Below are 23949 nucleotides of genomic sequence, written 5' to 3'. Positions count from 1 at the left end.
TATAGGTTATTAGTATTAGAATTATTCTTTCACTACATTCACAAACAAAGAGAAGTCGTCGAAATTTAATTCTGTGCCGCCTTTTACTTCGTCTGCCAAAGTAAGGGATGTACCCAAAACTTGGTTACAAATATAACCATTATATTCATTTACCGCATCATCTGTCTGCGGATTTTTAGATAATGTTATTTTTATTTTGTCTGTAATCTCGAAACCACTTGATTTACGGATATTTTGAATGCGGTTTACCAATTCACGTGCAATTCCTTCACGGCGAAGTTCTTCCGTTACAGTAACTTCCAGCGCAACAGTCAATTTCCCTTCATTGGCAACCAACCATCCCGGAATGTCCTCGCTGAAGATCTCTACATCTGCAGTTTCTATAACAGCTTCTGCCCCATCTAAATTAAGGGTATAACGGCCGTTCTTCTCGAGTTCGGCAATAGCTTCCTGTGACATTTCTGCTACAGCTGCTGCTACAGCTTTCATTTGCTTTCCGAATTTTGGTCCCAGTTTCTTGAAGTCACATTTAACCTTTTTCACCAGAACGCCGGCTGTACCATCAACGAATTTAATCTCCTTTACGTTGACTTCACTCATGATAAGTGCTTTTACAGCCTCGATATGGGCTTTTTGTGCTTCATCCACTATAGGAATCATGATACACTGCAACGGCTGACGAACTTTAATATTCACTTTACGACGCAATGCCAACACCATGGAAGTAACGTCTTGTGCCATCTGCATTTGTGCTTCCAGTTCCTTATCTACCATTTTTTCATTGTATTCCGGGAATTTCGCCAGATGGACAGAAACTACATTATCGCGTCCTGTTGCACTGATTAGGTCGCCATACAGACGGTCTGCATAGAAAGGAGCGATAGGTGCCATTAATTTGGCTACCGTTTCCAGGCATGTATACAAAGTCTGATATGCAGATAGTTTATCCTGAGTGAATCCACCACCCCAGAAACGCTTACGGTTCAGGCGGACGTACCAGTTAGACAGATTATCGTTTACGAAATCAGAAATTAAACGTCCTGCTTTAGTCGGTTCATATTCGTTATAACAGGTATCTACTTCCTTTATTAATGTGTTCAGTACAGAGAGAATCCATCGGTCAATTTCCGGACGATCGCTCATCGGAACATCAGCCTCTTTGTATTCAAACCCGTCTACATTAGCATACAAAGCAAAGAAAGAATAGGTGTTGTATAAAGTACCAAAGAATTTACGACGAACTTCTTCGATGCCTTCTACATCAAACTTCAGGTTATCCCATGGAGAAGAATTGGTAATCATATACCAACGCAAGGGATCGGACCCATATTTCTCGATGGTAGAGAACGGATCAACTGCATTTCCTAAACGTTTAGACATTTTATTGCCATTCTTGTCTAATACCAATCCGTTTGAAATGACTGCTTTGTATGAAACACTGTCAAATACCATGGTTGCAATGGCATGTAAAGTGAAGAACCATCCACGTGTCTGGTCCACACCTTCTGCAATGAAATCTGCCGGATATACCTGATGGCTATCCAATAACTCTTTATTTTCAAATGGATAATGGATCTGTGCATAAGGCATCGCACCCGAATCAAACCATACGTCAATCAGGTCTGTTTCGCGTTTCATAGGCTTACCATCTTTTGAAACAAGGATAATATCGTCTACATATGGGCGATGGAGATCTATCTTATTATAATTTTCTTCATTATACTCACCCGGTATGAAACCTTTATCTTTATAGGGGTTCGATTGCATATACCCTGAGGCAACCGATTTTTCGATTTCATTATATAACTCCTCAACCGACTCTATACATTTCTCGTCGCTGTTGTCTTCTGTTCGCCAAATAGGCAACGGAGTACCCCAGTAACGGGAACGGCTCAGATTCCAATCATTCAGGTTTTCCAGCCATTTGCCAAAACGTCCGGTTCCGGTAGATTCCGGTTTCCAGTTAATGGTTTTATTTAACTCTATCATGCGCTCTTTGCACGCAGTAGAACGAATAAACCAACTATCCAGCGGATAATAAAGCACCGGTTTGTCTGTACGCCAGCAGTGCGGGTAATTATGCACATGCTTTTCTATTTTGAAAGCCTGATTATTAACTTTCATCATCATACAGATACTTACATCCAATGATTCATCCTGATCGGATAGATTCGGATCATAAGCATTCTTCACGAAACGACCTGCATACTCTTTGTATAAATCTACGTTAACGCGCTGTTTTACAAAATCTTCATCCAACTCATCTAAAGTATAGAATTTACCGGTCAGATCTACCATCGGACGAAGTTCACCTTTTTTATTAACCAACTGTAATGGAGGCACACCGGCAGCTTTTGCCACTTGAGCATCATCCGCACCAAATGTCGGAGCGATGTGTACAATACCCGTACCGTCCTCTGTTGTTACATAATCGCCCAGTATTACACGGAAAGCACCTTCTCCCGGATTTACCCATGGAATTAATTGTTCATATTCCATGTCTACCAAATCGGTACCTTTATATTCAGCAATTACTTTGAAAGGAACCAACTTATCACCTGGTTTATAATCTTCCAGTTTCAGTTCGGCTGCTTTCGGGCTGAAATGTGCATTCAACAATGCCTTTGCCAATACTACCGTGATTGGCTGTCCTGTATATGCGTTATACGATTGAACTGCAACGTAGTCAATTTTAGGACCTACACAAAGTGCTGTATTCGAAGGTAGTGTCCATGGAGTAGTAGTCCATGCTATAAAATAAGGAGTACCCCACTCTGCCATTTCGGGTTTAGGGTTCTTCATCTTAAATTGTGCCACTACCGTTGTGTCTTTCACGTCACGATAGCATCCCGGCTGATTCAGCTCATGCGAACTTAATCCAGTCCCGGCTGCCGGAGAATATGGCTGGATAGTATATCCTTTATAAAGTAATCCTTTTTTATACAATTGTTTCAATAACCACCACAGTGTTTCGATGTAACGGTTGTCGTATGTGATGTACGGGTGCTTCATATCCACCCAATACCCCATTTGATGAGTCAGGTCTTCCCATTCTTTTGTGAATTTCATTACATCCTGACGGCAATGAGCATTGTATTCTGCTACAGAAATTGTTTTTCCAATATCCTCTTTGGTGATCCCTAAAGACTTTTCTACACCTAATTCTACAGGGAGCCCGTGTGTATCCCAACCTGCCTTACGTTTCACTTGATATCCTTTCATCGTTTTGTAACGACAGAAAATATCTTTTATAGAACGAGCCATTACATGGTGAATACCCGGCATACCGTTAGCTGATGGAGGCCCTTCGAAGAAAACAAACGAAGGACAGCCTTCACGTTCTGTCATACTCTTGGCGAAAACCTGGTTTTCGTCCCATTTTTTCAATACGTCCTTATTCACCTGCGAGAGGTCGAACTGCGAATATTCGGCAAATTTCTTGCTCATGGCTATATTTACAATTTTACTATTTTACAATTTAAGATCGGGATACCCTCCCTATTTTAAGGGTGCAAATGTACAAAAACATTCGTTTTCATACAAGAAAAGCCTTTTTAATTTCAGTCTGACAGGAAGGGCCACCTTGTGAAAAGAGTGTAAAAAGTAGTAAGGGGAGCAAAACAAAAAACTATATGCCTTGTTTATCAGGGAAATTTTAAAACCCTATATGTTATGAATTACGGTATTAGTATATTGTTCAGAGCAATTCCTTTGGCGATGGCTCTGTTTTGTTTCGGCTACGGAGCGTTTATCAGTGTATATGGAGATGATCCTAACCGATTGGTGGCAGGTCCTGTAGTCTTTTCATTAGGTATGATTTGTATTGCATTGTTTGCAACGGCTGCTACTATTATCCGGCAAATCATACATACTTATGGGCGCGGTTCTTTGTACGCACTGCCTATTATCGGTTATCTCGCTGCTGCCGTTACTATTATTGGTGGAATCTGTATGTTTACCGGATCTGCCTCTGCCTCTTCCTTTGTGGCTGGGCATGTGGTTGCCGGAGTAGGACTGATAACTACTTGTGTAGCAACCGCTGCAACATCTTCTACCCGTTTTTCACTGATTCCTGCCAACTCAAAAATGATTGGTAATGGTATTCCTAAAGGAGCGTTTACTAAAGGTCAAGAACTTGTATTAAAAACAATAGCTATTATTGTATCGTTGATTGCTTGGATATGGGCTTTTGTTTTATTGGCCAAAAGCGATGTACATCCTGCTTATTTTGTAGCAGGGCATGTGATGGCAGGTCTGGCTTGTATTTGCACAAGTCTGATTGCTTTGGTCGCTACTATTGCCCGTCAAATCAGAAATGTATATACGGATAAAGAGCGTAAACAATGGCCGAAACTCGTATTATTGATGGGAACTATTTCCCTCCTTTGGGGGCTGTTTGTTATTTTTGCCGATTCAAGCAGTACAAATGGGGTTATCGGATATATTATGATTGGGCTTGGCCTTGTTTGTTACAGTATTTCCAGTAAAGTAATTCTACTGGCAAAAATCTGGGGACGAGAATTTGCTTTGGCCAACCGCATCCCTCTGATTCCGGTATTGACAGCATTAGCTTGCCTGTTTCTGGCCTCTTTCGCCTTCGAATTAGGTACAACACGCGATGATTATTTTATCCCTGCACGCGTATTAGCCGGTTTAGGGGCCATTTGCTTCACCCTCTTTTCAATTGTCAGTATTCTTGAGAGTGGAACATCTTCAAAATAAATGCAATAGGACAATACTAAAAAGAAAGCGGAGTTCACAATTCCGCTTTCTTTTTAGAGAGTTCATTTATTCATAGAATTTATTAAGTGAGACATAATATTCTAATCGGGAATTGGGTAATGTGAATGACATATAATTGCCAAAATATACATTTGGACAGCCGGTTTCACCAAGAATTTTTCCTGCATGAGATTTTTTAATAGCAGATGCAAATGTCGACGCTCCGGAATAAGTGGTTTCATTTACCAATACTGTAACTGTTCCTTTATAAATATCTGCTTTATTCCGGTTTCCCGCTACAGAAGAATCTTGAATAGCAAATAAAGATCCGTCAGGTAAATTTTTGATCTCTTCATAGGTTTCCGGATGTTTTTGCTTATTATACAGTTTTGAGTATGAACTGATTTTTAAATCAGTTTTAGTATATAATGTATAAGCATCATGCGATAAGTATGATAGAAGCATGTCAACTCCGGCACTTGACCCTCCTTTGTTATTCCTGATATCTATAACCAAATTGGGTACATGCTCTCTGTTAATCACCGAAAAGACAGAGTCACAAAATTGTTTTAGTTGTGGTAATTGATATAAGTTCATTATTTGCAGAGTAGCAGTCTGTTTATCGGGGCTTAGAGTATAACTAAATTGCGGCAGGCTTTTTCCAAGTTTTGCTTTTAAAACAGGGAGGGCATCTATTTGTCCGATGCCATTCAATGATTCTTTCCAGATCTTATTTCCCCTTTTAATTGTAAAATCATATTTGTCACCCCAATTATATTTATACCATAGCAAAGTAGAAAGATAAAGGGTCAATTGATTTTCCTTAATAGCGTTTCCTTTTTCAGCTCCCAGTAAAAGATACAATTGGCTTAATATAGTTTGACTATTTATATTATTCATACATGTTATTTCATCATTTTCCTGCATCGAACAGGATATTAAGGGGAAATCAACTACTATCTTATCGTCTACTATTTTTAAGCGTAAAGGCAGAGTCAGTCCTCCATGATTCAAATAGTCTATTCTGTCTGGAGTAGCAGGAATTGCGAAATTAGTATGACCATCTTTTACAGATGCAACAAATGGAGAGACTATAAAGTAGAAATCGGAAACGTTTCGTTCTTTATTCAACAAGCGATATATTGAATCATGCTTTTCTTCGAATTCTTTTTGCGTTTGATACATAAATAAATCCGGATGTACTTGACATAATAAGCTATATAAGGTGTCAAAATCTTCTTTTTGCTGGCGGGAGGTTAGTACTTGAGCATTTATTGGGATGCTGAGATTACATAAAATAATTATCATCAGAATTAAAGATGGAGTTTTCATGTTTTGCCGTTTTAAGATTAGACATTTAATGATTAAGCTATTTTGTGAATGCTAATATAGATAATCTCCTGGAAAGCTACTTTATTCTAAGTACTAATTTATATTTTCTTTTGTATTCCGGTCATCCCCAACCAATATTATAAATAGCAATGTTCCTTTTTAATTTAAATCTACTTCAAAATTGTATTTAATACAAATTAATAGCCTTTTATACGTTTATTGGCATATTTTTACTTACTTTGCACCCTATAAAGGCACAACTATGCACAAAAAACTATTAGTAACTGCATATTTTGTAATAGCGGCATTATTGCAAACTATGACAGGCAATTTCCCCTTATCTTTTTTTGCATTCCCTCTGAATGTGATTGTAGCAGTTATATGGGTCTATTTATTATGGCGTCTCTATAAAGAAGGGAATAAGTTGCCGTTAACCCGTTTTCTGCTGTCTTCCCGGACAAGTATTTTATCAATCTTATTATTAGTAGGTGGCAGCTTGGTTATCGGGTTGTTTCCCCAATTATCGGAAGCAGAAGCTGCATCCATATCAGGAGTCCCAGCCTCATTGGGATGCTATAACTTTATGACTTCCTGGATATTCATTGCCATTCTTTTTCTTTTATTGAGTAATCTGGCAATGGTGGTTATCCATACTTTCTATCATCGTGTACCGACGAAGAAGCGTTTTCTCCTGAACCATTTGGGATTATGGCTCGCTTTATTTGCCGGATTCTTCGGTAGCAGCGATGTGCAGACATTACGGATTCCGCTTTATGCCGGACAACCGGGACGCGAAGCCTATAATATGGATGGGAAAGTCTATTATCTGGATTATGAATTGGAACTCTACTCTTTCAATACAGAGTATTATCCGAACGGGATGCCTTCGCGTTTTGCGGCAGATGTACGTATTGGAGAGCATAGAACTACGCTTGAAGTAAATCATCCTCACAGTTACCGTTTGGGAGAAGATATTTATCTGACCGGATATGATACACGTAATGTGGGAAATACCCAATATTGCATTCTTCAGATTGTACGTCAACCCTGGAAATATGTAATGGTGACTGGTATTTTAATGATGTTAGCAGGAGCTGTTCTGCTATTTATTAATGGTCCTAAAAAAGCTAAATCATGATAACCTGGGATAACTTCTATCTGTTTGCAACCGTCTCCATCTGCCTTTGGCTTACGGGTGCCATATCGGCACTTCGTTCATCGGGACAAAGTAAAATAGCTGTTGTACTGACTGTAGCAGGAATTACTTGTCTGGGGATATTCATTGCCGGGCTATGGATATCTCTGCAACGCCCTCCTCTTCGCACTATGGGTGAAACCCGTTTGTGGTATTCCTTTTTTATGGGGATTGCCGGGCTGTTGACGTATATTCGCTGGAAATATCGATGGATACTTTCTTTCTCTACTCTGCTGTCCACTGTTTTTGTTATCATCAATTTGCTGAAGCCCGAGATACATGACCAATCACTTATGCCGGCTTTGCAAAGTGTCTGGTTTATTCCCCATGTCACAGTTTATATGTTCTCCTACTCTGTATTGGGATGTGCTTTCATTATTGCTATTTGCGGGCTTGTACACCACAAAGAAGAATATTTGGTGACAGCAGATAATCTGGTCTATTCTGGTGTGGCTTTTTTATCGATCGGCATGCTTCTTGGATCTTTATGGGCAAAGGAGGCCTGGGGAAATTATTGGAGTTGGGATCCCAAAGAGACCTGGGCAGTGGTTACCTGGATGGGATACCTATTATATATGCACCTGCGCTTACGGGGCAGGTTTCGTAAAAAGATGCTGTATGTCATACTTATTTTCTCCTTTTTGGCTTTGCAGATGTGTTGGTATGGAGTAAATTATTTGCCTTCGGCTCAACAAAGTGTACATTTATATAATCGTAATAATTAACTAAAAGAATCCACAATGAAGAAAAGTACAAAATTTATCATCGCATTACTGGTGACGGTCGGAGCTTTGGCTATCACTTACCGCGTCGTAAATCAGGCTCCGTCAAAAGAGCTTGCCGCTGACGCTCAGATGCAAGAGATCATTACTTCCGGTGGCTGCCTGCAATGCCATTCGGGTAGTCCGGATCTTCCTTTTTATGCAAACTGGCCTGTTGCCGGCGGAATGGTTCAGAAGGACGTGGAACAAGGTTATCGCGCTTTTGACATGACCGAAATGGCTGAAGCCTTAAAAGTCGGTAAACCTGTAGGAAAAGTGGCTTTGGCCAAAGTAGAGAAAGTGATCATGGACGGAACAATGCCCAAACATGCCTACTATATGGTACACTGGGGAGCCAGTGTGACAGATGCTAAAAAGGAAATGGCTATGGCGTGGGCAAAACAACACCGTCTGGCACATTATGCTAACGGGCTGGCTTCAGCCGAATTCGCTAACGAGCCGGTGCGTCCCATCGCTGATTCCATTCCGGTAGATATGCGTAAAGTGATTTTGGGAGATATGCTTTATCACGATACTCGCCTTTCGGCCGACAACACCGTTTCATGTGCATCATGCCATGGATTGAATACGGGAGGGGTAGACAACAAGCAATATTCAGAAGGTGTAGGTGGACAATTCGGAGGTGTGAATGCTCCGACGGTATACAATGCTGCCTACAATTTCGTGCAGTTCTGGGACGGACGTGCCGGAACACTTGCCGAGCAGGCTGCCGGTCCTCCGTTGAATCCGGTCGAGATGGCTTGCCAGTCTTTTGACGAAATCATTGCAAAACTCGAACAGGACGCTAATTTCACCAAAGCCTTTTTAGCTGTATATCCCGACGGATATTCGGAAAAGAATATCACTGACGCTATCGAAGAGTTCGAAAAGACATTGCTCACTCCCAATTCTCGTTTCGACCTTTATCTGAAAGGTGAAAAGACTGCTATTAACGATATGGAACTTGCCGGATACGAATTGTTTAAGAAATACGATTGCGCTACTTGCCATGTAGGTGAAACTTTGGGTGGTCAGTCTTACGAGTTAATGGGTGTGAAGAGAGATTATTTTGCAGATCGTGGCATTGAATTGACAGAAGAAGATAACGGACGCTTCAAACAGACCCAAAATGATCGTGATAAACATCGTTTCAAAGTTCCCGGTTTAAGAAACATTGCCCTGACAGCTCCTTACTTTCATGACGGTAGCATGAAAACAATGAAGGAGGCTGTGGATTATATGGCCAAATATCAGGTAGACAAGAATCTGCCGGAAGATGAACTGAATAAAATAGTAGCTTTCCTGGAAACACTGACCGGAGAGTATAAAGGTAAACCACTGACCAATGATAATCAGAGCAAGGCATTGTAATGTCTGCCGGATAAAAACAAGAAAAGGATACTCTGCAAAGAGTATCCTTTTTAGTTTTATGCTATAAATGGATTAGTTACGAGGCAGGGCTTCTTTAACAACCATCTGACGGCCTTCGTATTCAGCACCGTTCAACTCAGCGATAACATTTTTGGCTTCGTCGTCGTTCGGCATTTCAACGAATGCGAATCCTTTAGATTTGCGAGTCTCGCGGTCGGTGATCAGTTTTACTGAATCAACTGTTCCGTACTCTTCCATTACTTGTCTCAAATCTGCTTCCTTAACACGATAGCTAAGGTTTCCAATGTACATGTTCATAAAATAAAAAAAATAAAAATTGATAAATAAATTTAGAAACAACAGAAGTTTGAGATTAGATCCGGATTCGACTGATTCAGTAGAAAATAGAGTAAAATAAAACGATCAATTGTTTTCGGCAGCAAAGAACGCCATAATATTTGGATTATCAACTATAAAAGGGCATTTATTTTTCAATAAACGCCCTTTTTTCTTACAGATGTGTCTCTATTAATGTTTACTCAGATAGCTGGCCACTCCGTCTTCGGTTGCTTTCATGGCATCTTTACCTTTCGACCAATTGGCCGGACAAACTTCGCCATACTCTTCAAAATGTTGCAAGGCATCCACCATACGCAGTACTTCGTCTACGTTACGTCCCAATGGTAAGTCGTTGATGACACAATGTCTCACTACACCTTCTTTGTCAATCAGGAACAGACCGCGGAAAGCCACCGGTGCCCCTTCGCATACCCAATTGCCATTTTCATCGGGAGCATAGCTCCCGGCCAGTACTCCGTAACTTTCAGAGATTGATTTAGAAAAGTCGGACACAATAGGATACTTCACGCCTTGGATACCTCCCTCGCTCTTGGGCATCTGCAACCAGGAGAAATGAGAATATTCAGAGTCGACCGAGCAACCTACCACAGCTACGTTCCGTTTTTCAAACTCGTCGAGCTTTTCCTGAAATGCGTGCAGTTCGGTGGGGCATACAAAAGTAAAATCCATCGGATAGAAGAAGAATACTACATACTTTTTCCCTTTATACTGATCCAACGAGAAGTCCTGAACGATTTCATGCCCATTGATTACGGCCGTGGCATCAAATTTCGGCGCTTGTTTTCCAATTAATGATCTCATAATTTTCTTGTTTTAGAAGTTATTAAACGATTCATTTCGGAAACAAAGCTATCAGAATCTTTGTTTGCTACCAAAGTTTAACGATTTATAATATCTATCGGATAATAGACAAAATCTATTGCGGCTTCTTAAATCTCACTTCATATACATCGTTCCGGCGATCTTTCAGGTTACGTACACTGCCATAAGTATGCAACTCGTTCAGCAAATCGAGATCTACGTCCGAAACCAGGATCATTTCCGTATTTGGAGTGGCTTCGGCGCGCTTTCCGTCCGTCGGGAAGGCAAAGTCGCAAGGTGTAAATACCCCAGACTGGGCATACTGAATGTCCATGTTATGTACACGGGGAAGATTGCCTACGCTGCCGGCTATTACAACAAAACATTCGTTCTCAATGGCACGTGCCTGTGCACAGACCCGTACACGTGAATAAGCATTTTGAGTATCGGTGAGGAACGGCACAAACAGAATCTGCATTCCCTGGTCGGCCATCAGCCGGGAAAGTTCGGGAAACTCTACATCATAACAAATCAATATGCCGATCTTGGCACAGTCTGTTTCGAATGTTTTCAACTGTTTGCCCCCGCTCAGTCCCCAGCTCTTTATTTCGTCCGGAGTGACATGAAGCTTTTCATACATTTCGTAAGTTCCGTCACGCCGGCAGAGGAAACCGGCGTTGTACAACAGTCCGTCCTCTTTTATTAGCGGCATGCTGCCCGTAATGATATTGATATTGTAGCTGATTGCCAGATTGATAAAGCGGTCACGGATTTCCTCGGTATATTGGGCCAGTCCGCGGATAGCTTGTGATTCGCCTTTATCATTGTACTTTGACATCAGTGGCGCATTAAAGTATTCGGGGAAAAGCACAAAGTCGCTTTTATAGTCGGATACGGCATCAACGAAAAATTCTACTTGTTCGAAAAGGTCGTCCAAAGTTTTGTAACTGCGCATCTGCCATTGCACCAATCCTACGCGAACCGTCGTTTTGGGAGCGAGGTATTCCTGTGTAGGGGGCTGATAGTAAATGTTATCCCATTGCAACAGGCAAGCATAATGTTTGGATTCTTCATCATTCGGCAGATAATTGGTCATCACCTTCCGAACGTGGAAATCATTGGAAAGTTGAAAAGTGAGCACCGGGTCGTAGATTTCCCGCTGGCGTACGCGGTCAATATACTCTTTGGGACGCATCTTGTCAGCATATTTATGGTAATTCGGAATACGTCCGCCAAACATGATCGCTTTCAGGTTAAGCGTTTCGCAAAGTTCTTTGCGATATTCGTACATGCGCCGTGCCAACCGTAATCCGCGATATTCGGGATGAATAAAGACCTCGATGCCATATAGGATATTTCCTTGGGCTGTGTGGGTATTGAAAGTCTCCTTCCCTGTGACTTGGGCATAAGTGTGGTCGTTCTTCACTTTATCATAATCTACAATGATAGAGAGTGCACAGCCAACGATCTTCTCGTCGACTACGGTTACAATCTGCCCTTCGGGGAAAATCTTGATTAGTTTCTCAATCTGTCCGTGTGTCCAGAAGACATCACTTCCGTCCGAATATACACGTGTAAACGATTGGGATAATTGAGCGTAATCTTCAATCTGGAGGTTACGGATCTGTACCTTATTAATTTTATGAGGATAATCCATAGTAACTTGTATTAAAAAAACGTTGCAAAGGTAAGCTTTATCTTTATAACCGGACAGCTTTCATATAATTTTATACCTTTGCACTTCATAACAACTATCAAGAGTATGCGTAAATTTATTATTTCTTTCTGCTGCTATGTTTTCTTTATTTTTACTTTGGCAGCGCAGGACAAGGCTCCGCACTACACCGTAATTGTTTCGTTGGATGCCTTCCGCTGGGATTATCCGGAGATGTATGATACCCCTAACCTGAACCAGATGGCCCGCGAAGGGGTTAAGGCAACTATGCTCCCCTCCTATCCGGCATCTACTTTCCCCAACCATTATACATTGGCTACGGGGCTGGTACCTGACCATAACGGTATTATCAACAACACTTTCTGGGATGTAAAACGGCATCGGCAATACTCCATGGGAGATCCTGCCACACGAAACAATCCCGACTATTATCTGGGTGAACCGATTTGGATAACAGCTCAGAAGCAAGGTGTAAAAACAGGAAACATCTATTGGGTAGGTTCGGATATTGCCATTAAAGGTTGCTGCCCCACTTATTACCGGGAATATGCAGAAAAGCCCCGTCTTACTTTTGAGCAACGGGTAGATTCGACCATAGCTCTGCTGAGAAAGCCGGAAGCGGAACGTCCCCGTTTTGTTATGCTTTACTTTGAGGAGCCGGATGGAGTGACGCATCATCATGGTCCTCACAGCGCGGAAGCTGCCGCTATCGTACATCGTATGGATAGTCTGATAGGAATGTTGCGACAGGGAATCGCTGCTCTCCCCTTCGGAAAAGATGTCAACCTGATTGTTACTGCCGATCATGGGATGACGGAAATCAGTGACGACCGGGTGGTAGATATGAATAAATATCTGCGTCCGGAATGGTGCGAAGCGGTAGACGGGCGGACACCGACTTCTATCTTTACCAAGCCGGAATATCGTGACTCGGTATACAATGCTTTAAAGAATGTAGCCCACATCCATGTTTGGAAAAAAGAAGAGATTCCTGCTGAGCTGAATTACGGAAGCAGTGACCGTGTTGGAGATATTGTAGTGGCTCCCGAATTGGGATGGCAATTTACCGACGTGCCGCGTGCGCTGAAAGGTGCTCATGGTTATTTTCCGCAAAGTCCGGATATGCAAGTAATGTTTCGTGCCTGCGGTCCCGATTTTAAGGAAGGATATGAATCGAAAGGTTTTGTCAATGTAGATATTTATCCGTTACTGGCGTATTTGATGAAGATCACTCCGGAGAAAACGGACGGACAGTTTGAAAGGATAAAAGACATTCTGAAAGATCTGTCTTTTTGATAATCTACTGCGTGTAGAATAGCATATTTCTGTCCAACGGGCAAGGCGGACAAAAAAAACGCCCGGAATTTGAATCAGTCTATTTAAGAATGAAAGCCTATTGCGCGTATTTATTACAATATGCACAACAGGCTTGCGTTATTTTAATCTTTATGATCGGAGTTGACTCTAAACAGTGATCTTTTTTCTATTTTTCGCTTGTTGATCTTTTGCGCTCAAATAGAGAAAAAAAGTCTGCGTTCTTACCATTTTATAATATCATTATACCATATGGGGCAAATGTAGTAATCATCCGGACGGGATGGTTACGGCATAATGAGCAAATGCAGTAACCATTTTCTCTCTTTGCTTACTGTAATTTGTCCGAAAGCCTATCGTTCTACCCCTCTCACGTTACTTCTGAGAGGGGTAGGACTATAGGCTTCATGTTATTACGCTTCCGGTTCGCCGGATTCATAAAAAGTGCATGTCAGCAATAGATAAGTATATGCTACATTCGGTCAGTATTCAGACCATTCTGCTTTCAAAGTGGAATGGGGCAAGAATCCTCTCCCATCAATGTTTTTTCCAAAGTTTACTCATATCTTCCAATGTCTTTCCTTTGGTTTCGGGCACCCAACGCCATACAAACAGTGCGGCAATCACACAAATGACCCCATAAAGGCTGTAAGCAAACATCGGACTGAAATCATAGAGGGCAGGGAAGGTGGACGAAACAATATAATTGAATATCCATTGAAATGCTACGGCAATGGCTACGGCTTTGCCACGGATGGTGTTGGGGAAGATTTCGGATATCAGTACCCAGCAAATAGGTCCCCACGACATCATGAAAAAGGCTGCGTATACAATTACCGACAGCACGGGAAGTATCCCCTTAACGCCCATGCTGTCGCACAAGGCAACGGCGAATGCCCCGGCCGCCATACCGATGGACCCGATGATGAGTAAGGGCTTACGACCGAAACGGTCGACGGTAAAGATGGCTACCAGTGTGAAGATAATGTTGACAATCCCCATAATGACGGTTTGCATCATTCCTCCGCCTTCGGCGCCGGCATTTTCGAATATTCGAGGTGCGTAATAAAGCACGGCATTGATGCCGATGGCCTGCTGGAAGACGGAAAGCAGAATACCGATGACAATCACTGTTGCGCCATAAGTGAACAGCTTTTCTGCCTTTTCCTGCGAAGTAGCCTTTATATCCGCCAAGATTTCTTGTGCCTTGGCGGCTCCGTTCACTTTCTTTAGAATGGAATATGCTTTCTGATCCTGATCGATCATCACCAGATAGCGGGGAGTTTTGGGTACAAAGAAGAGCAGCATGCCGAAGAAGGCAGCCGGAAAAGCTTCGGAACCAAACATGTATCGCCATCCTTCGGTTACGGTCCACATATCCGATTCGCTGCTGACGGAAAGTGTACCAGCGGCATCTTTCAGGATGATCGGATTTTGGTGGTCACCCAAAATCAAGAAGTTTACAAAGTAGACTACCAGCATGCCGAAAATAATGGCAAACTGATTGCAGGACACCAGTGTACCCCGGATATTGGATGGTGCTATTTCGGCAATATACATCGGACAGACGGCAGATGCCAGCCCCACACCGATACCACCTACGATGCGGTAAAGGTTAAAGGCTATAAGCAGGTTCATATCAGCTTTTCCATATTCAAAGAACAGGAACTCGGGGTAATATGACCCCAGTGCCGAAAGGAAAAAGAGAACGGCAGCCAGTCGCAGCGAGTTGCGGCGACCCAACCGTGAAGCAAAGATGCCGGACAATGCACCACCCAGTACGCAACCAATCAGTGCACTTGAAGAGGTGATGCCGTGCATCACTTTGTCGTATTGAAAATCTGTGGCTGTGAGGAAGAAGGCTTCGAGCCCTTTCTCAGCTCCCGAAATCACAGCGGTGTCATAGCCGAACAACAGTCCGCCCAGGATGGCTACCGATGTAATGGAATACAGGTAGAGCTTGCTACCTTCGTTGGTATGATTCATGGCATTAGCTTTTTTGAATTACGGTTTGCAGACGGAAACTGTCTGCAAACCGCATTGTACGGACTTATAGTGAGTATATGTTAACGAGCGCTTCATACAACTCCTGTTTACCACTGGTTTGTTTCGGCTCACCATTGGATTTTGCATAAGCAACAAGTTCATCCAGAGACATTTTACCTTCTTCAAACTCTTTCCCTTTACCTGTATCGAACGAGGCATAGCGTTCGGACAGCATCTTCCGGTAAGGAGATTCATTGAGCAGATTGGCTGCGCTTTCCAAAGCACGTGCCATCGCGTCCATTCCGGCAATGTGGGCAATGAAAATATCCTCCGGATCGGTAGAGTTCCGGCGGGTCTTGGCGTCGAAGTTTGTTCCGCCGTTGCCCAAGCCGTCATTACGGATAATCTGCATCATGGCCTGTGTCAGTTCGAAGTTATCAATCGGGAACTGGTCGGTATCCCATCCATTCTGATAGTCGCCGCGGTTTGCATCGATAGATCCTAACATACCGTTATCTACAGCCACTGCCAGTTCGTGTTCAAATGTATGTCCCGCAAGGGTGGCATGGTTCACTTCAATGTTCACTTTGAAGTCGCGTTCCAGCCCGTGAGCTTTCAGGAAACCGATGACGGTTTCGGTGTCGACATCATACTGGTGCTTGGTCGGCTCCATGGGTTTCGGCTCAATCAGGAAGGTGCCTTTGAAACCTTGTGCGCGGCCATAGTCACGGGCAATGGTGAGCATTTGTGCCAGATGTTCTTTTTCTCGTTTCTGGTCAGTATTCAGCAGCGACATATATCCTTCGCGTCCGCCCCAAAAGACATAGTTTGTCCCCCCCAGTTCTATAGTGGCGTCAATCGCATTCTTAATCTGAACGGCAGCACGGGCCACAACATCGAAATCGGGATTGGTAGCCGCACCGTTCATGTAACGGGCATGGCTGAATACATTGGCTGTTCCCCACAATAGTTTGATACCGGTTTCGGCCTGCTTCTGCTTTGCGTAGGCAACCATCTCTTTCAGGTTGGCTTCATAGGCCTCGATGGTATCAGCTTCTGCAACCAAGTCTACGTCGTGGAAACAATAGTATCCAATACCCATCTTCTGCATAAACTCAAAACCTGCATCCATCTTGTTCTTGGCTGCCTGTAAGGGATCAGGGTCACCGTTCCATGAAAATTGTTTGGTTCCGCCTCCAAACTGGTCACCGCCCTCGGCACAAAGTGTATGCCACCACGCCATTGCAAACTTCAGCCAGTCTTTCATCTTGCGGCCGTTAATCACTTTCTCGGCATCGTAATAACGAAATGCCATCGGGTTCTTACTATCTTTACCTTCGAACTTAATTTTCCCTATACCCGGGAAGTACTCTTTTGTTGCCATATTATTTAAAATTTTAGGAGCTTCGCCCGCTCCTTCTTCATTTGGAGAAAGCACAGGAGACAGCTTTGATGATTCATTTTTTTATCTTATGATTATTCGTTTTCTTTATTCATCTGCATAGATCGGGCCAGGCATTGTTTCCAACGTCTATATGCATCGGCATATTCCTGTTGCCGGGCCGGATCGGGTTCAACGACTTCCAGCTTGTCGAGTGACGCGAAAGCCTCTTGATGGCTTTTGTAGATGCCTGCTCCCATCCCGGCACCCTTGGCTGCGCCGACAGCACCATCTGTGTCATAAAGTTCGATGGTAGCTCCCGTCGTGCCGGCCAATGTCTCACGAAAAATGGGGCTGAGAAACATATTGGCATGTCCGGCATGGATCTTTTCGACAGGGATACCCATTCCTTCCATAATATCGATACCATATTTAAAGGAAAAGACGATGCCTTCCTGTGCCGCACGGATTAAATGCGCCTTGTCATGCATGTTGAAGTCAATTCCGTGAAAACTGCAACCGGTCGTCCGGTTGTTCAGCATGCGTTCCGCCCCGTTACCAAAAGGCAGAATGCTGATGCCTGCACTGCCAACCGGAACCTGTGAAGCAAGGCGGTTCATCTCTGTATATGAGATGCCTTCCGGAGCGACATTGCGTTTTATCCACGAATTGAGAATCCCTGTTCCGTTGATGCAAAGCAATACACCCAGACGTGGATTCGCGGCAGTATGATTGACATGCGCAAAGGTGTTGACACGCGACTGCGGATCATAGCTGATTTCCCCGTTTACTCCGTATACGACTCCCGACGTTCCGGCAGTGGAAGCTATTTCACCCGGATTAAATACATTCAATGAAAGAGCGTTGTTAGGTTGGTCGCCAGCACGGTAAGTGATCGGTGTACCTTCCTGCAATCCAAGTTCCCGGGCAGCACTCCCGGTTAATAGTCCCTGTTCGGCGAAAGTTGGCCGGATGTCGGCTATCAGAGAGGAATCGAACCCATAATATTGCATTAGGAAATCTGCCGTACGGTCATTCCGGAAATCCCAAAGCATACCTTCGGAAAGCCCTTCGACTGTCGTACAGATTTCTCCGCTCAGTTTCATGGCAATATAATCACCCGGCAACATAATTTTATCAATCTGTGCGTAAATGTGCGGCTCGTTTTCCTTTATCCATGCCAGTTTAGAAGCGGTAAAATTGCCGGGAGAATTGAGCAAGTGCGCAAGGCAAAACTCCTCTCCGATTGTTTCGAACGCCTTTTGTCCATAGGGGACCGCACGCGAATCGCACCAGATTATAGCCGGGCGCAGCACGCGCTGCTGTCTGTCTACACATACCAGGCCGTGCATCTGATAAGAGATGCCGATGGCCTTGATGTCTCCGGCAGCTATCCCCGATTCTGAAAGGACGGACTGTGTGGAGAGTTTCAGATTCTCCCACCAGTCTTCCGGTTCCTGTTCTGCCCATCCGGAGCGTACGGCAATAATGCCTGCCTCCGTTTTCGGAAAGAATGCGGAAGCGACACATTTGCCTGTCCCGGCATCTACCAAGCTCGCTTTGACGGACGAGCTGCCTATGTCATACCCTAATAAAAACATGATCTTGTTTATTAATTAATTTGTGATTTAAAATAAAATCTCCATAAGACTTACCGTCTTACCTTATTATATATCTTTTTGTCGAATTTATAATAGCGGGCTGCCCGGTGGGCCACTCCGGTTTGTTTTTCTTCCAATGGTACGACGTACTCCATCAAGGCTATCTTTTTATGGAAGTTGCGTACATCCACTGCTTTGTCGTATACCAGTTCGAACAAGATCCGAAGTTGGGAAGCGGTAAACTTGCGCGGCAGCAGATCAAACAGCATCGAAGGATTGAACTCCACAAATTGCCGGATATAAATCAGCGCTTCTCTGATAATCAGATTATGGTCAAAAGCTAACGTCTTTATGTCTTTCAGTGCCACCCAACAGGCCTGGAACTCATCCAGGTTTTTGTCCAACGCCCGGTCTATCTTTACCATCGATAGATAAGCTATGGTGACAATGCGCTCTACTTTCGATTGCATTGCCCGTTCCAACCAACGCACATCTTTAGGATTGCTCGTCCGGTTTTTAGAACCAAATGCTTTAAATTGCATCAGGTTGACGCTCCGGATACCTGTCAGTTCGAATAAAACACGTTGTGCTGCTTCGTCCAGGTCTTCATCCATGTAGATCAGGCTCCCGGGAAGCTTCATATCATGGTAAACTTCTCCGTTTTCCTCTCCTACCCGCTTAATCAACAGGACTTTGAGTTGCTCTCCGTCAAAACCAATCACTACACAGTCTACTGAGATATGATTGTTTGCCAATGGGGTTTGTTTCGGTATGTCATGCATAATATTTAGTCTTTGAACATTGCAAATATAGAGATATTCTCATCTGGTAAGCAATTAAATTATATGCTATAAAGCATTGTTTTTCATATATATACATATCGTATGTTTTACACTAAGGAGTATTCATCTTATTGTATATACAACAATATGTATTTCTACCTTCCAGGAAAGACAGTAATTGTAGAAAGTACAAAAAGACGGGGATACTTTATAATCAGCTCTTTCGATTGATGGCAGACCATTGGTTTTACGGCGGACTTATTGTATTTTATAAGGTGTGTCATTTTGTATCTTCTTTGTTTTTATCCTATCTTTGTTGTGGAATTATTAAAAAAAACTAAAATGAAACGTTATCCGGTTGTTCTTTCTATTGCCGGTTCCGATTGTTCGGGAGGGGCGGGTATACAGGCAGATATTAAAACGATTTCTGCTCTGGGCGCATACGCGGCATCGGTGATTACCGCAGTCACCGTACAAGATACAAGGGGAGTGAAGGCTGTACACACGGTTCCCGCTGCGATTGTGCAGGGACAGATTGAAGCGGTAATGGACGACTTATGTCCGGATACTCTGAAAATAGGTATGGTAAGTGAACCGCTCCTCGTAAAAGTGATTGCGGATTGCTTACGAAAATACCCTCACCGCCCGGTGGTTTATGACCCCGTTATGGTGTCTACCAGTGGGCGGAAATTAATGACTGACGATGCAATACAGTTGATTAAAGAAGAACTTATCCCGCAAACAATCCTGATAACTCCCAATCTGGATGAAACGGAAGTGCTGACAGGAATGAAAATAACCACAGTGGAAGAGATGATAGATGCGGCCCGGACGCTCTCCACGATGTATCATACTGCGGTATTGGTGAAAGGAGGACACTTGCAGGGAAACGAAATGCAGGATGTATTGTTTGCGGGCGGAAACACCTATATATATAAGGAGAGAAAAATAGAAAGCCGGAATTTACATGGTACCGGATGTACTCTCTCTTCTTCAATCGCCACCTATCTGGCATCAGGACTTCCAATGGATCAGGCAGTAGGCAAAGCTAAAACATATGTCAGCAGGGCCATTGATGCCGGAAAAGAAATAATTGTCGGTCATGGCAACGGTCCGTTGTGTCATTTCTGGGGACCGGAAAAAGCCAGTATATGGGAAGATAAAGAAGAGGAATAAACCGAAAAACACTTCTCTATTGCACAATTTTGTCAATTCTGTGCTATCATATTGCAAAAATATATAACTTTGCACCCGCAAATTAAATTAAAAAACAAAAATATGAAAGCATTTGTATTCCCCGGTCAAGGCGCCCAGTTCGTAGGTATGGGCAAAGACCTGTATGAAACTTCAGCTTTAGCAAAAGAATTGTTTGAAAAAGCAAATGATATCCTGGGATATCGCATTACAGATATTATGTTCAACGGTACTGATGAAGACCTCCGCCAGACCAAGGTTACCCAACCTGCTGTATTCCTTCATTCTGTTATCTCTGCGCTTTGCATGGGGGACGATTTCAAACCGGAAATGACTGCCGGACACTCATTGGGTGAGTTTTCTGCATTGGTTGCTGCCGGTGCTCTTTCTTTTGAGGACGGTTTGAAACTGGTTTATGCACGTGCCATGGCAATGCAGAAGGCTTGTGAAGCTACTCCTTCTACAATGGCTGCCATTATCGCTCTGCCTGATGAGAAAGTAGAAGAAATCTGTGCGGCTGTTGTCGCCGAAGGCGAAGTTTGTGTACCGGCTAACTACAACTGTCCGGGACAGATTGTAATTTCCGGATCTGTACCGGGAATCGAGAAAGCTTGCGAACTGATGAAGGCAGCCGGAGCAAAACGTGCACTTCCGCTGAAGGTAGGTGGAGCGTTCCACTCTCCTCTGATGGGTCCTGCCAAAGTAGAACTGGAAGCTGCTATCAACGCAACCGAAGTCCACACTCCGAAATGTCCGGTTTACCAGAATGTGGATGCTCTGCCTCATACAGATCCGCAAGAAATCAAAAAGAACCTGGTTGCTCAATTGACAGCTTCTGTACGCTGGACTCAAACCGTAAAGAATATGGTTGCCGACGGTGCTACCGACTTCACAGAATGTGGACCGGGCGCCGTATTACAAGGGCTGATCAAGAAGATCGACTCTACAGTATCTGCTCACGGAATTGCATAAAAGTCTTTTTGAAGACTTTTTCTAAATACAACACCGAAACTCTTTCTATAGGGTTTCGGTGTTACTTTTTTAAAATAACATATCCGATATCTTGATTTTACAATCTTCCTTCTGGTTTTAAGGAGATATCCAGTTGCCTTTATACCCATTTTGCACAAGTGAATCCGATGGGTGGACATATCTGGCGTGTCCTGAGTACTTTGCAACCTTTTTGCCTATGCTTTTGTTATAATTAGAAACAAACCTATTTGTCCAATGAAAGTACACGAATATCAGGCAAAAGAGATTTTCTCCTCTTACGGAATACCTGTCGAAAGACATGCTTTGTGCCATACTGCAGACGGCGCTGTAGCCGCTTACCACCGTATGGGTGTAAACCGGGTCGCAATTAAGGCACAAGTATTGACCGGGGGCCGTGGAAAAGCCGGTGGGGTAAAACTTGCCGATAACGACAGGGATGTCTATCAATATGCTCAAACGATTTTGGGGATGACCATTAAAGGATATCCCGTAACCAAAGTCCTTCTTAGTGAAGCCATCAATATCGCCGCAGAATATTATATCAGTTTTACGATAGATCGTAATACACGTTCTGTTGTACTGATCATGAGTGCAGCCGGTGGCATGGACATTGAGGAAGTGGCTCGTCAATATCCCGAAAAAATAATGCGTTACAACATTGATCCTCTGGTCGGGATTCCCGATTATCTGGCACGTAAATTTGCTTTCTCTCTATTCGAACAAGCAGAGCAGGCCAATCGGATGACAACCATTATTCAAAACCTTTACAAAGCATTTATTGAAAAGGATGCCTCACTGGCTGAGATTAATCCATTGGTACTTACCCCTACGGGTACATTACTGGCAATTGATGCGAAAATGGTGCTTGATGATAACGCACTTTACCGTCATTCGGATTTGCAGAAACTATCAGAACCTACAGAAGATGAAAAGCTTGAAGCTATTGCCAAAGAGAGGGGATTCAGTTATGTCCGTATGGATGGCGAAATTGGCTGTATGGTTAACGGAGCCGGTTTAGCTATGGCAACCATGGATATGATTAAACTTTATGGAGGTAATCCGGCAAATTTTCTTGATATTGGCGGTAGCTCGAATCCTATCAAAGTAATAGAAGCAATGAAATTATTGCTGGATGATAAAAAGGTAAAGGTTGTCTTTATCAATATTTTCGGTGGCATCACCCGAGGTGATGACGTGGCTGTCGGACTATTGCAGGCATTTGACCAGATACATACGGATATCCCTATTATTGTACGACTGACGGGCACGAACGAACGTATGGGACGTGAATTATTGAGTAAAAATAGTCGTTTTCAGGTAGCACAAACAATGGAAGAAGCTACTCGGATGGCTGTAGAATCATTAAAAAAAGAATCAATATGAGCATACTTATTGATAAATCCACCCGACTCCTGGTACAGGGAATTACAGGCAGGGACGGACTCTTTCATGCAAAAAAGATGGCTGAATATGGAACTAATGTAGTGGGTGGCACATCGCCCGGAAAAGGAGGCACAATGGTAGATGATACCTTTCCGGTATTCAATACCATGTATGAAGCTGTCCGCCGCACACAGGCCAATACATCTATTATTTTTGTACCGGCCCGTTTTGCTGCTGATGCTATTATGGAAGCTGCCGATGCAGGTATCCGATTGATTATTTGCATTACAGAAGGAATTCCGACACTGGACGTGATAAAAGCCTATCGGTTTGCTGAACAGAAAGGAGCAAAACTGATTGGACCAAACTGTCCGGGGCTTATCTCTCCGGGGAAAAGTCTGGTAGGTATTCTTCCCGGACAGGTATTCAGTCCGGGCAATATAGGAGTGATAAGCCGAAGCGGAACACTGACTTACGAAATCGTGTCACATCTCACAGCCGAAGGTATGGGGCAATCCACCGCTATCGGCATGGGAGGAGATCCTGTTGTCGGACTTTATTTCCGTGAATTGTTGGCAATGTTACAGAATGATCCTCAAACAGATGCTATTGTTATGATTGGTGAGATCGGAGGAAATGCAGAAGAACTGGCCGCAGCATATATTCGTGAACATGTAACTAAACCTGTAGTAGCATTTATTGCAGGGCAATCTGCCCCGCCAGGCAAGCAGATGGGACATGCCGGAGCCATTATATCCGGAAGTTCCGGTTCTGCTGCCGAAAAAATTTCAGCATTGGAGATTGCAGGAATCAGGGTCGCCGGCGAACCTTCGGAAATACCGGACCTGTTAAAGGGTCGTTTTTGAACAAATCATTTTAATTCATCAAACTTATAGACTTAACGATATGAGCAGGCGCAAGGAATTAGAGCATGAGGTATCTCTTGCTCAGGAAAGAATTAAGAAAGCTCCCAAAGATACCCCCAGAGAGATACTGAAGATATGGGAGCAAGAGTTGGTTGATCTGGAAGTGGAACTTAATAATTTGGTCGACGACGAGGAAGATAATAACGATTGAATCACTTTTCTGCATAATAAA

At 43.3% G+C, this 23949-nt stretch carries 19 protein-coding genes; 10 read left to right on the top strand and 9 right to left on the bottom strand.

Features of this window, described 5'->3' with window-relative positions:
• Positions 1-21: 21 nt before the first annotated feature.
• Positions 22-3447: an isoleucine--tRNA ligase gene (gene ileS, locus R3O62_RS15060; protein ID WP_005777733.1), complete on the bottom strand. Its 3426-nt coding sequence runs from the start codon at positions 3445-3447 to the stop codon at positions 22-24.
• 225 nt (positions 3448-3672) lie between these two features.
• On the opposite strand from ileS, the gene R3O62_RS15055 reads away from it, so the two are divergent.
• Positions 3673-4722, top strand: a complete 1050-nt coding sequence (locus R3O62_RS15055; protein WP_005806062.1) for a DUF2776 domain-containing protein — start codon at positions 3673-3675, stop codon at positions 4720-4722.
• Positions 4723-4788: 66 nt separating this feature from the next.
• Here the strand turns inward: R3O62_RS15055 and R3O62_RS15050 are convergent, their stop codons facing one another.
• Complete coding sequence (locus R3O62_RS15050) at positions 4789-6054, bottom strand: S41 family peptidase (RefSeq protein WP_005806060.1); 1266 nt, start codon at positions 6052-6054, stop codon at positions 4789-4791.
• 262 nt (positions 6055-6316) lie between these two features.
• On the opposite strand from R3O62_RS15050, the gene R3O62_RS15045 reads away from it, so the two are divergent.
• The 3 genes from R3O62_RS15045 to R3O62_RS15035 are packed head-to-tail and all read left to right on the top strand — an operon-like array spanning position 6317 to position 9381.
• Positions 6317-7192, top strand: a complete 876-nt coding sequence (locus R3O62_RS15045) for a cytochrome c biogenesis protein ResB (RefSeq protein WP_317472553.1) — start codon at positions 6317-6319, stop codon at positions 7190-7192.
• Positions 7189-7974 carry a cytochrome c biogenesis protein CcsA gene (gene ccsA, locus R3O62_RS15040; protein ID WP_005806056.1) on the top strand — a complete coding sequence of 262 codons (786 nt, stop codon included), beginning with the start codon at positions 7189-7191 and terminating at the stop codon, positions 7972-7974. The genes R3O62_RS15045 and ccsA overlap by 4 nt, the downstream gene beginning before the upstream one ends.
• A gap of 15 nt (positions 7975-7989) precedes the next feature.
• Complete coding sequence (locus tag R3O62_RS15035; RefSeq protein WP_005777723.1) at positions 7990-9381, top strand: cytochrome-c peroxidase; 1392 nt, start codon at positions 7990-7992, stop codon at positions 9379-9381.
• Positions 9382-9453: 72 nt separating this feature from the next.
• On the opposite strand, the gene R3O62_RS15030 is transcribed toward R3O62_RS15035, so the two are convergent.
• The 3 genes from R3O62_RS15030 to R3O62_RS15020 all read right to left on the bottom strand — a co-directional run bounded on the left by R3O62_RS15030 (position 9454) and on the right by R3O62_RS15020 (position 12199).
• A complete protein-coding gene (locus R3O62_RS15030) occupies positions 9454-9699 on the bottom strand; it encodes an RNA recognition motif domain-containing protein (RefSeq protein WP_005777722.1) in 246 nt (81 codons plus the stop codon).
• A 210-nt stretch (positions 9700-9909) separates the two neighbouring features.
• Complete coding sequence (locus R3O62_RS15025; RefSeq protein ID WP_005777720.1) at positions 9910-10542, bottom strand: peroxiredoxin; 633 nt, start codon at positions 10540-10542, stop codon at positions 9910-9912.
• 115 nt (positions 10543-10657) lie between these two features.
• Entirely contained in the window at positions 10658-12199 is a 1542-nt protein-coding gene (locus tag R3O62_RS15020; RefSeq protein WP_005777718.1) for a carbon-nitrogen hydrolase family protein, read from the bottom strand.
• A 105-nt stretch (positions 12200-12304) separates the two neighbouring features.
• On the opposite strand from R3O62_RS15020, the gene R3O62_RS15015 reads away from it, so the two are divergent.
• The gene (locus tag R3O62_RS15015) at positions 12305-13513 is read left to right on the top strand and encodes an alkaline phosphatase family protein (protein ID WP_317472554.1); all 1209 of its coding nucleotides are present in this window, start codon (positions 12305-12307) and stop codon (positions 13511-13513) included.
• A 555-nt stretch (positions 13514-14068) separates the two neighbouring features.
• Here the strand turns inward: R3O62_RS15015 and xylE are convergent.
• The 4 genes from xylE to R3O62_RS14995 all read right to left on the bottom strand — a co-directional run bounded on the left by xylE (position 14069) and on the right by R3O62_RS14995 (position 19281).
• The gene (gene xylE / locus R3O62_RS15010; RefSeq protein WP_022012729.1) at positions 14069-15517 is read right to left on the bottom strand and encodes a D-xylose transporter XylE; all 1449 of its coding nucleotides are present in this window, start codon (positions 15515-15517) and stop codon (positions 14069-14071) included.
• 64 nt (positions 15518-15581) lie between these two features.
• Positions 15582-16901, bottom strand: a complete 1320-nt coding sequence (gene xylA / locus R3O62_RS15005) for a xylose isomerase (protein ID WP_122142200.1) — start codon at positions 16899-16901, stop codon at positions 15582-15584.
• A gap of 92 nt (positions 16902-16993) precedes the next feature.
• Positions 16994-18499 (bottom strand): xylulokinase, encoded by a 1506-nt coding sequence (locus R3O62_RS15000; RefSeq protein ID WP_317472555.1) that lies wholly within the window; start codon positions 18497-18499, stop codon positions 16994-16996.
• 50 nt (positions 18500-18549) lie between these two features.
• Positions 18550-19281 (bottom strand): NUDIX hydrolase, encoded by a 732-nt coding sequence (locus R3O62_RS14995; protein ID WP_005806044.1) that lies wholly within the window; start codon positions 19279-19281, stop codon positions 18550-18552.
• A 342-nt stretch (positions 19282-19623) separates the two neighbouring features.
• Between R3O62_RS14995 and thiD the strand changes: the two genes are divergently transcribed.
• The 5 genes from thiD (at position 19624) to R3O62_RS14970 (ending at position 23928) form a co-directional block, all read left to right on the top strand.
• Positions 19624-20457: a bifunctional hydroxymethylpyrimidine kinase/phosphomethylpyrimidine kinase gene (gene thiD, locus R3O62_RS14990; RefSeq protein ID WP_234070744.1), complete on the top strand. Its 834-nt coding sequence runs from the start codon at positions 19624-19626 to the stop codon at positions 20455-20457.
• A gap of 102 nt (positions 20458-20559) precedes the next feature.
• A complete protein-coding gene (gene fabD, locus R3O62_RS14985; protein WP_234070747.1) occupies positions 20560-21447 on the top strand; it encodes an ACP S-malonyltransferase in 888 nt (295 codons plus the stop codon).
• A gap of 255 nt (positions 21448-21702) precedes the next feature.
• Complete coding sequence (gene sucC, locus R3O62_RS14980; RefSeq protein ID WP_022012734.1) at positions 21703-22851, top strand: ADP-forming succinate--CoA ligase subunit beta; 1149 nt, start codon at positions 21703-21705, stop codon at positions 22849-22851.
• Positions 22848-23717 (top strand): succinate--CoA ligase subunit alpha, encoded by an 870-nt coding sequence (gene sucD / locus R3O62_RS14975; protein WP_005820220.1) that lies wholly within the window; start codon positions 22848-22850, stop codon positions 23715-23717. Before sucC ends, sucD begins: the two co-directional genes overlap by 4 nt.
• Before the next feature lie 40 nt (positions 23718-23757).
• Entirely contained in the window at positions 23758-23928 is a 171-nt protein-coding gene (locus tag R3O62_RS14970) for a hypothetical protein (RefSeq protein WP_005806034.1), read from the top strand.
• Positions 23929-23949 lie beyond the last annotated feature (21 nt).

The sequence above is a fragment of the Bacteroides hominis genome (genome assembly GCF_033042785.2).
Lineage (GTDB): Bacteria > Bacteroidota > Bacteroidia > Bacteroidales > Bacteroidaceae > Bacteroides > Bacteroides hominis.
Note: the sequence above shows the minus strand (reverse complement) of the source record. Positions and strands in the feature narration are given on the sequence as shown.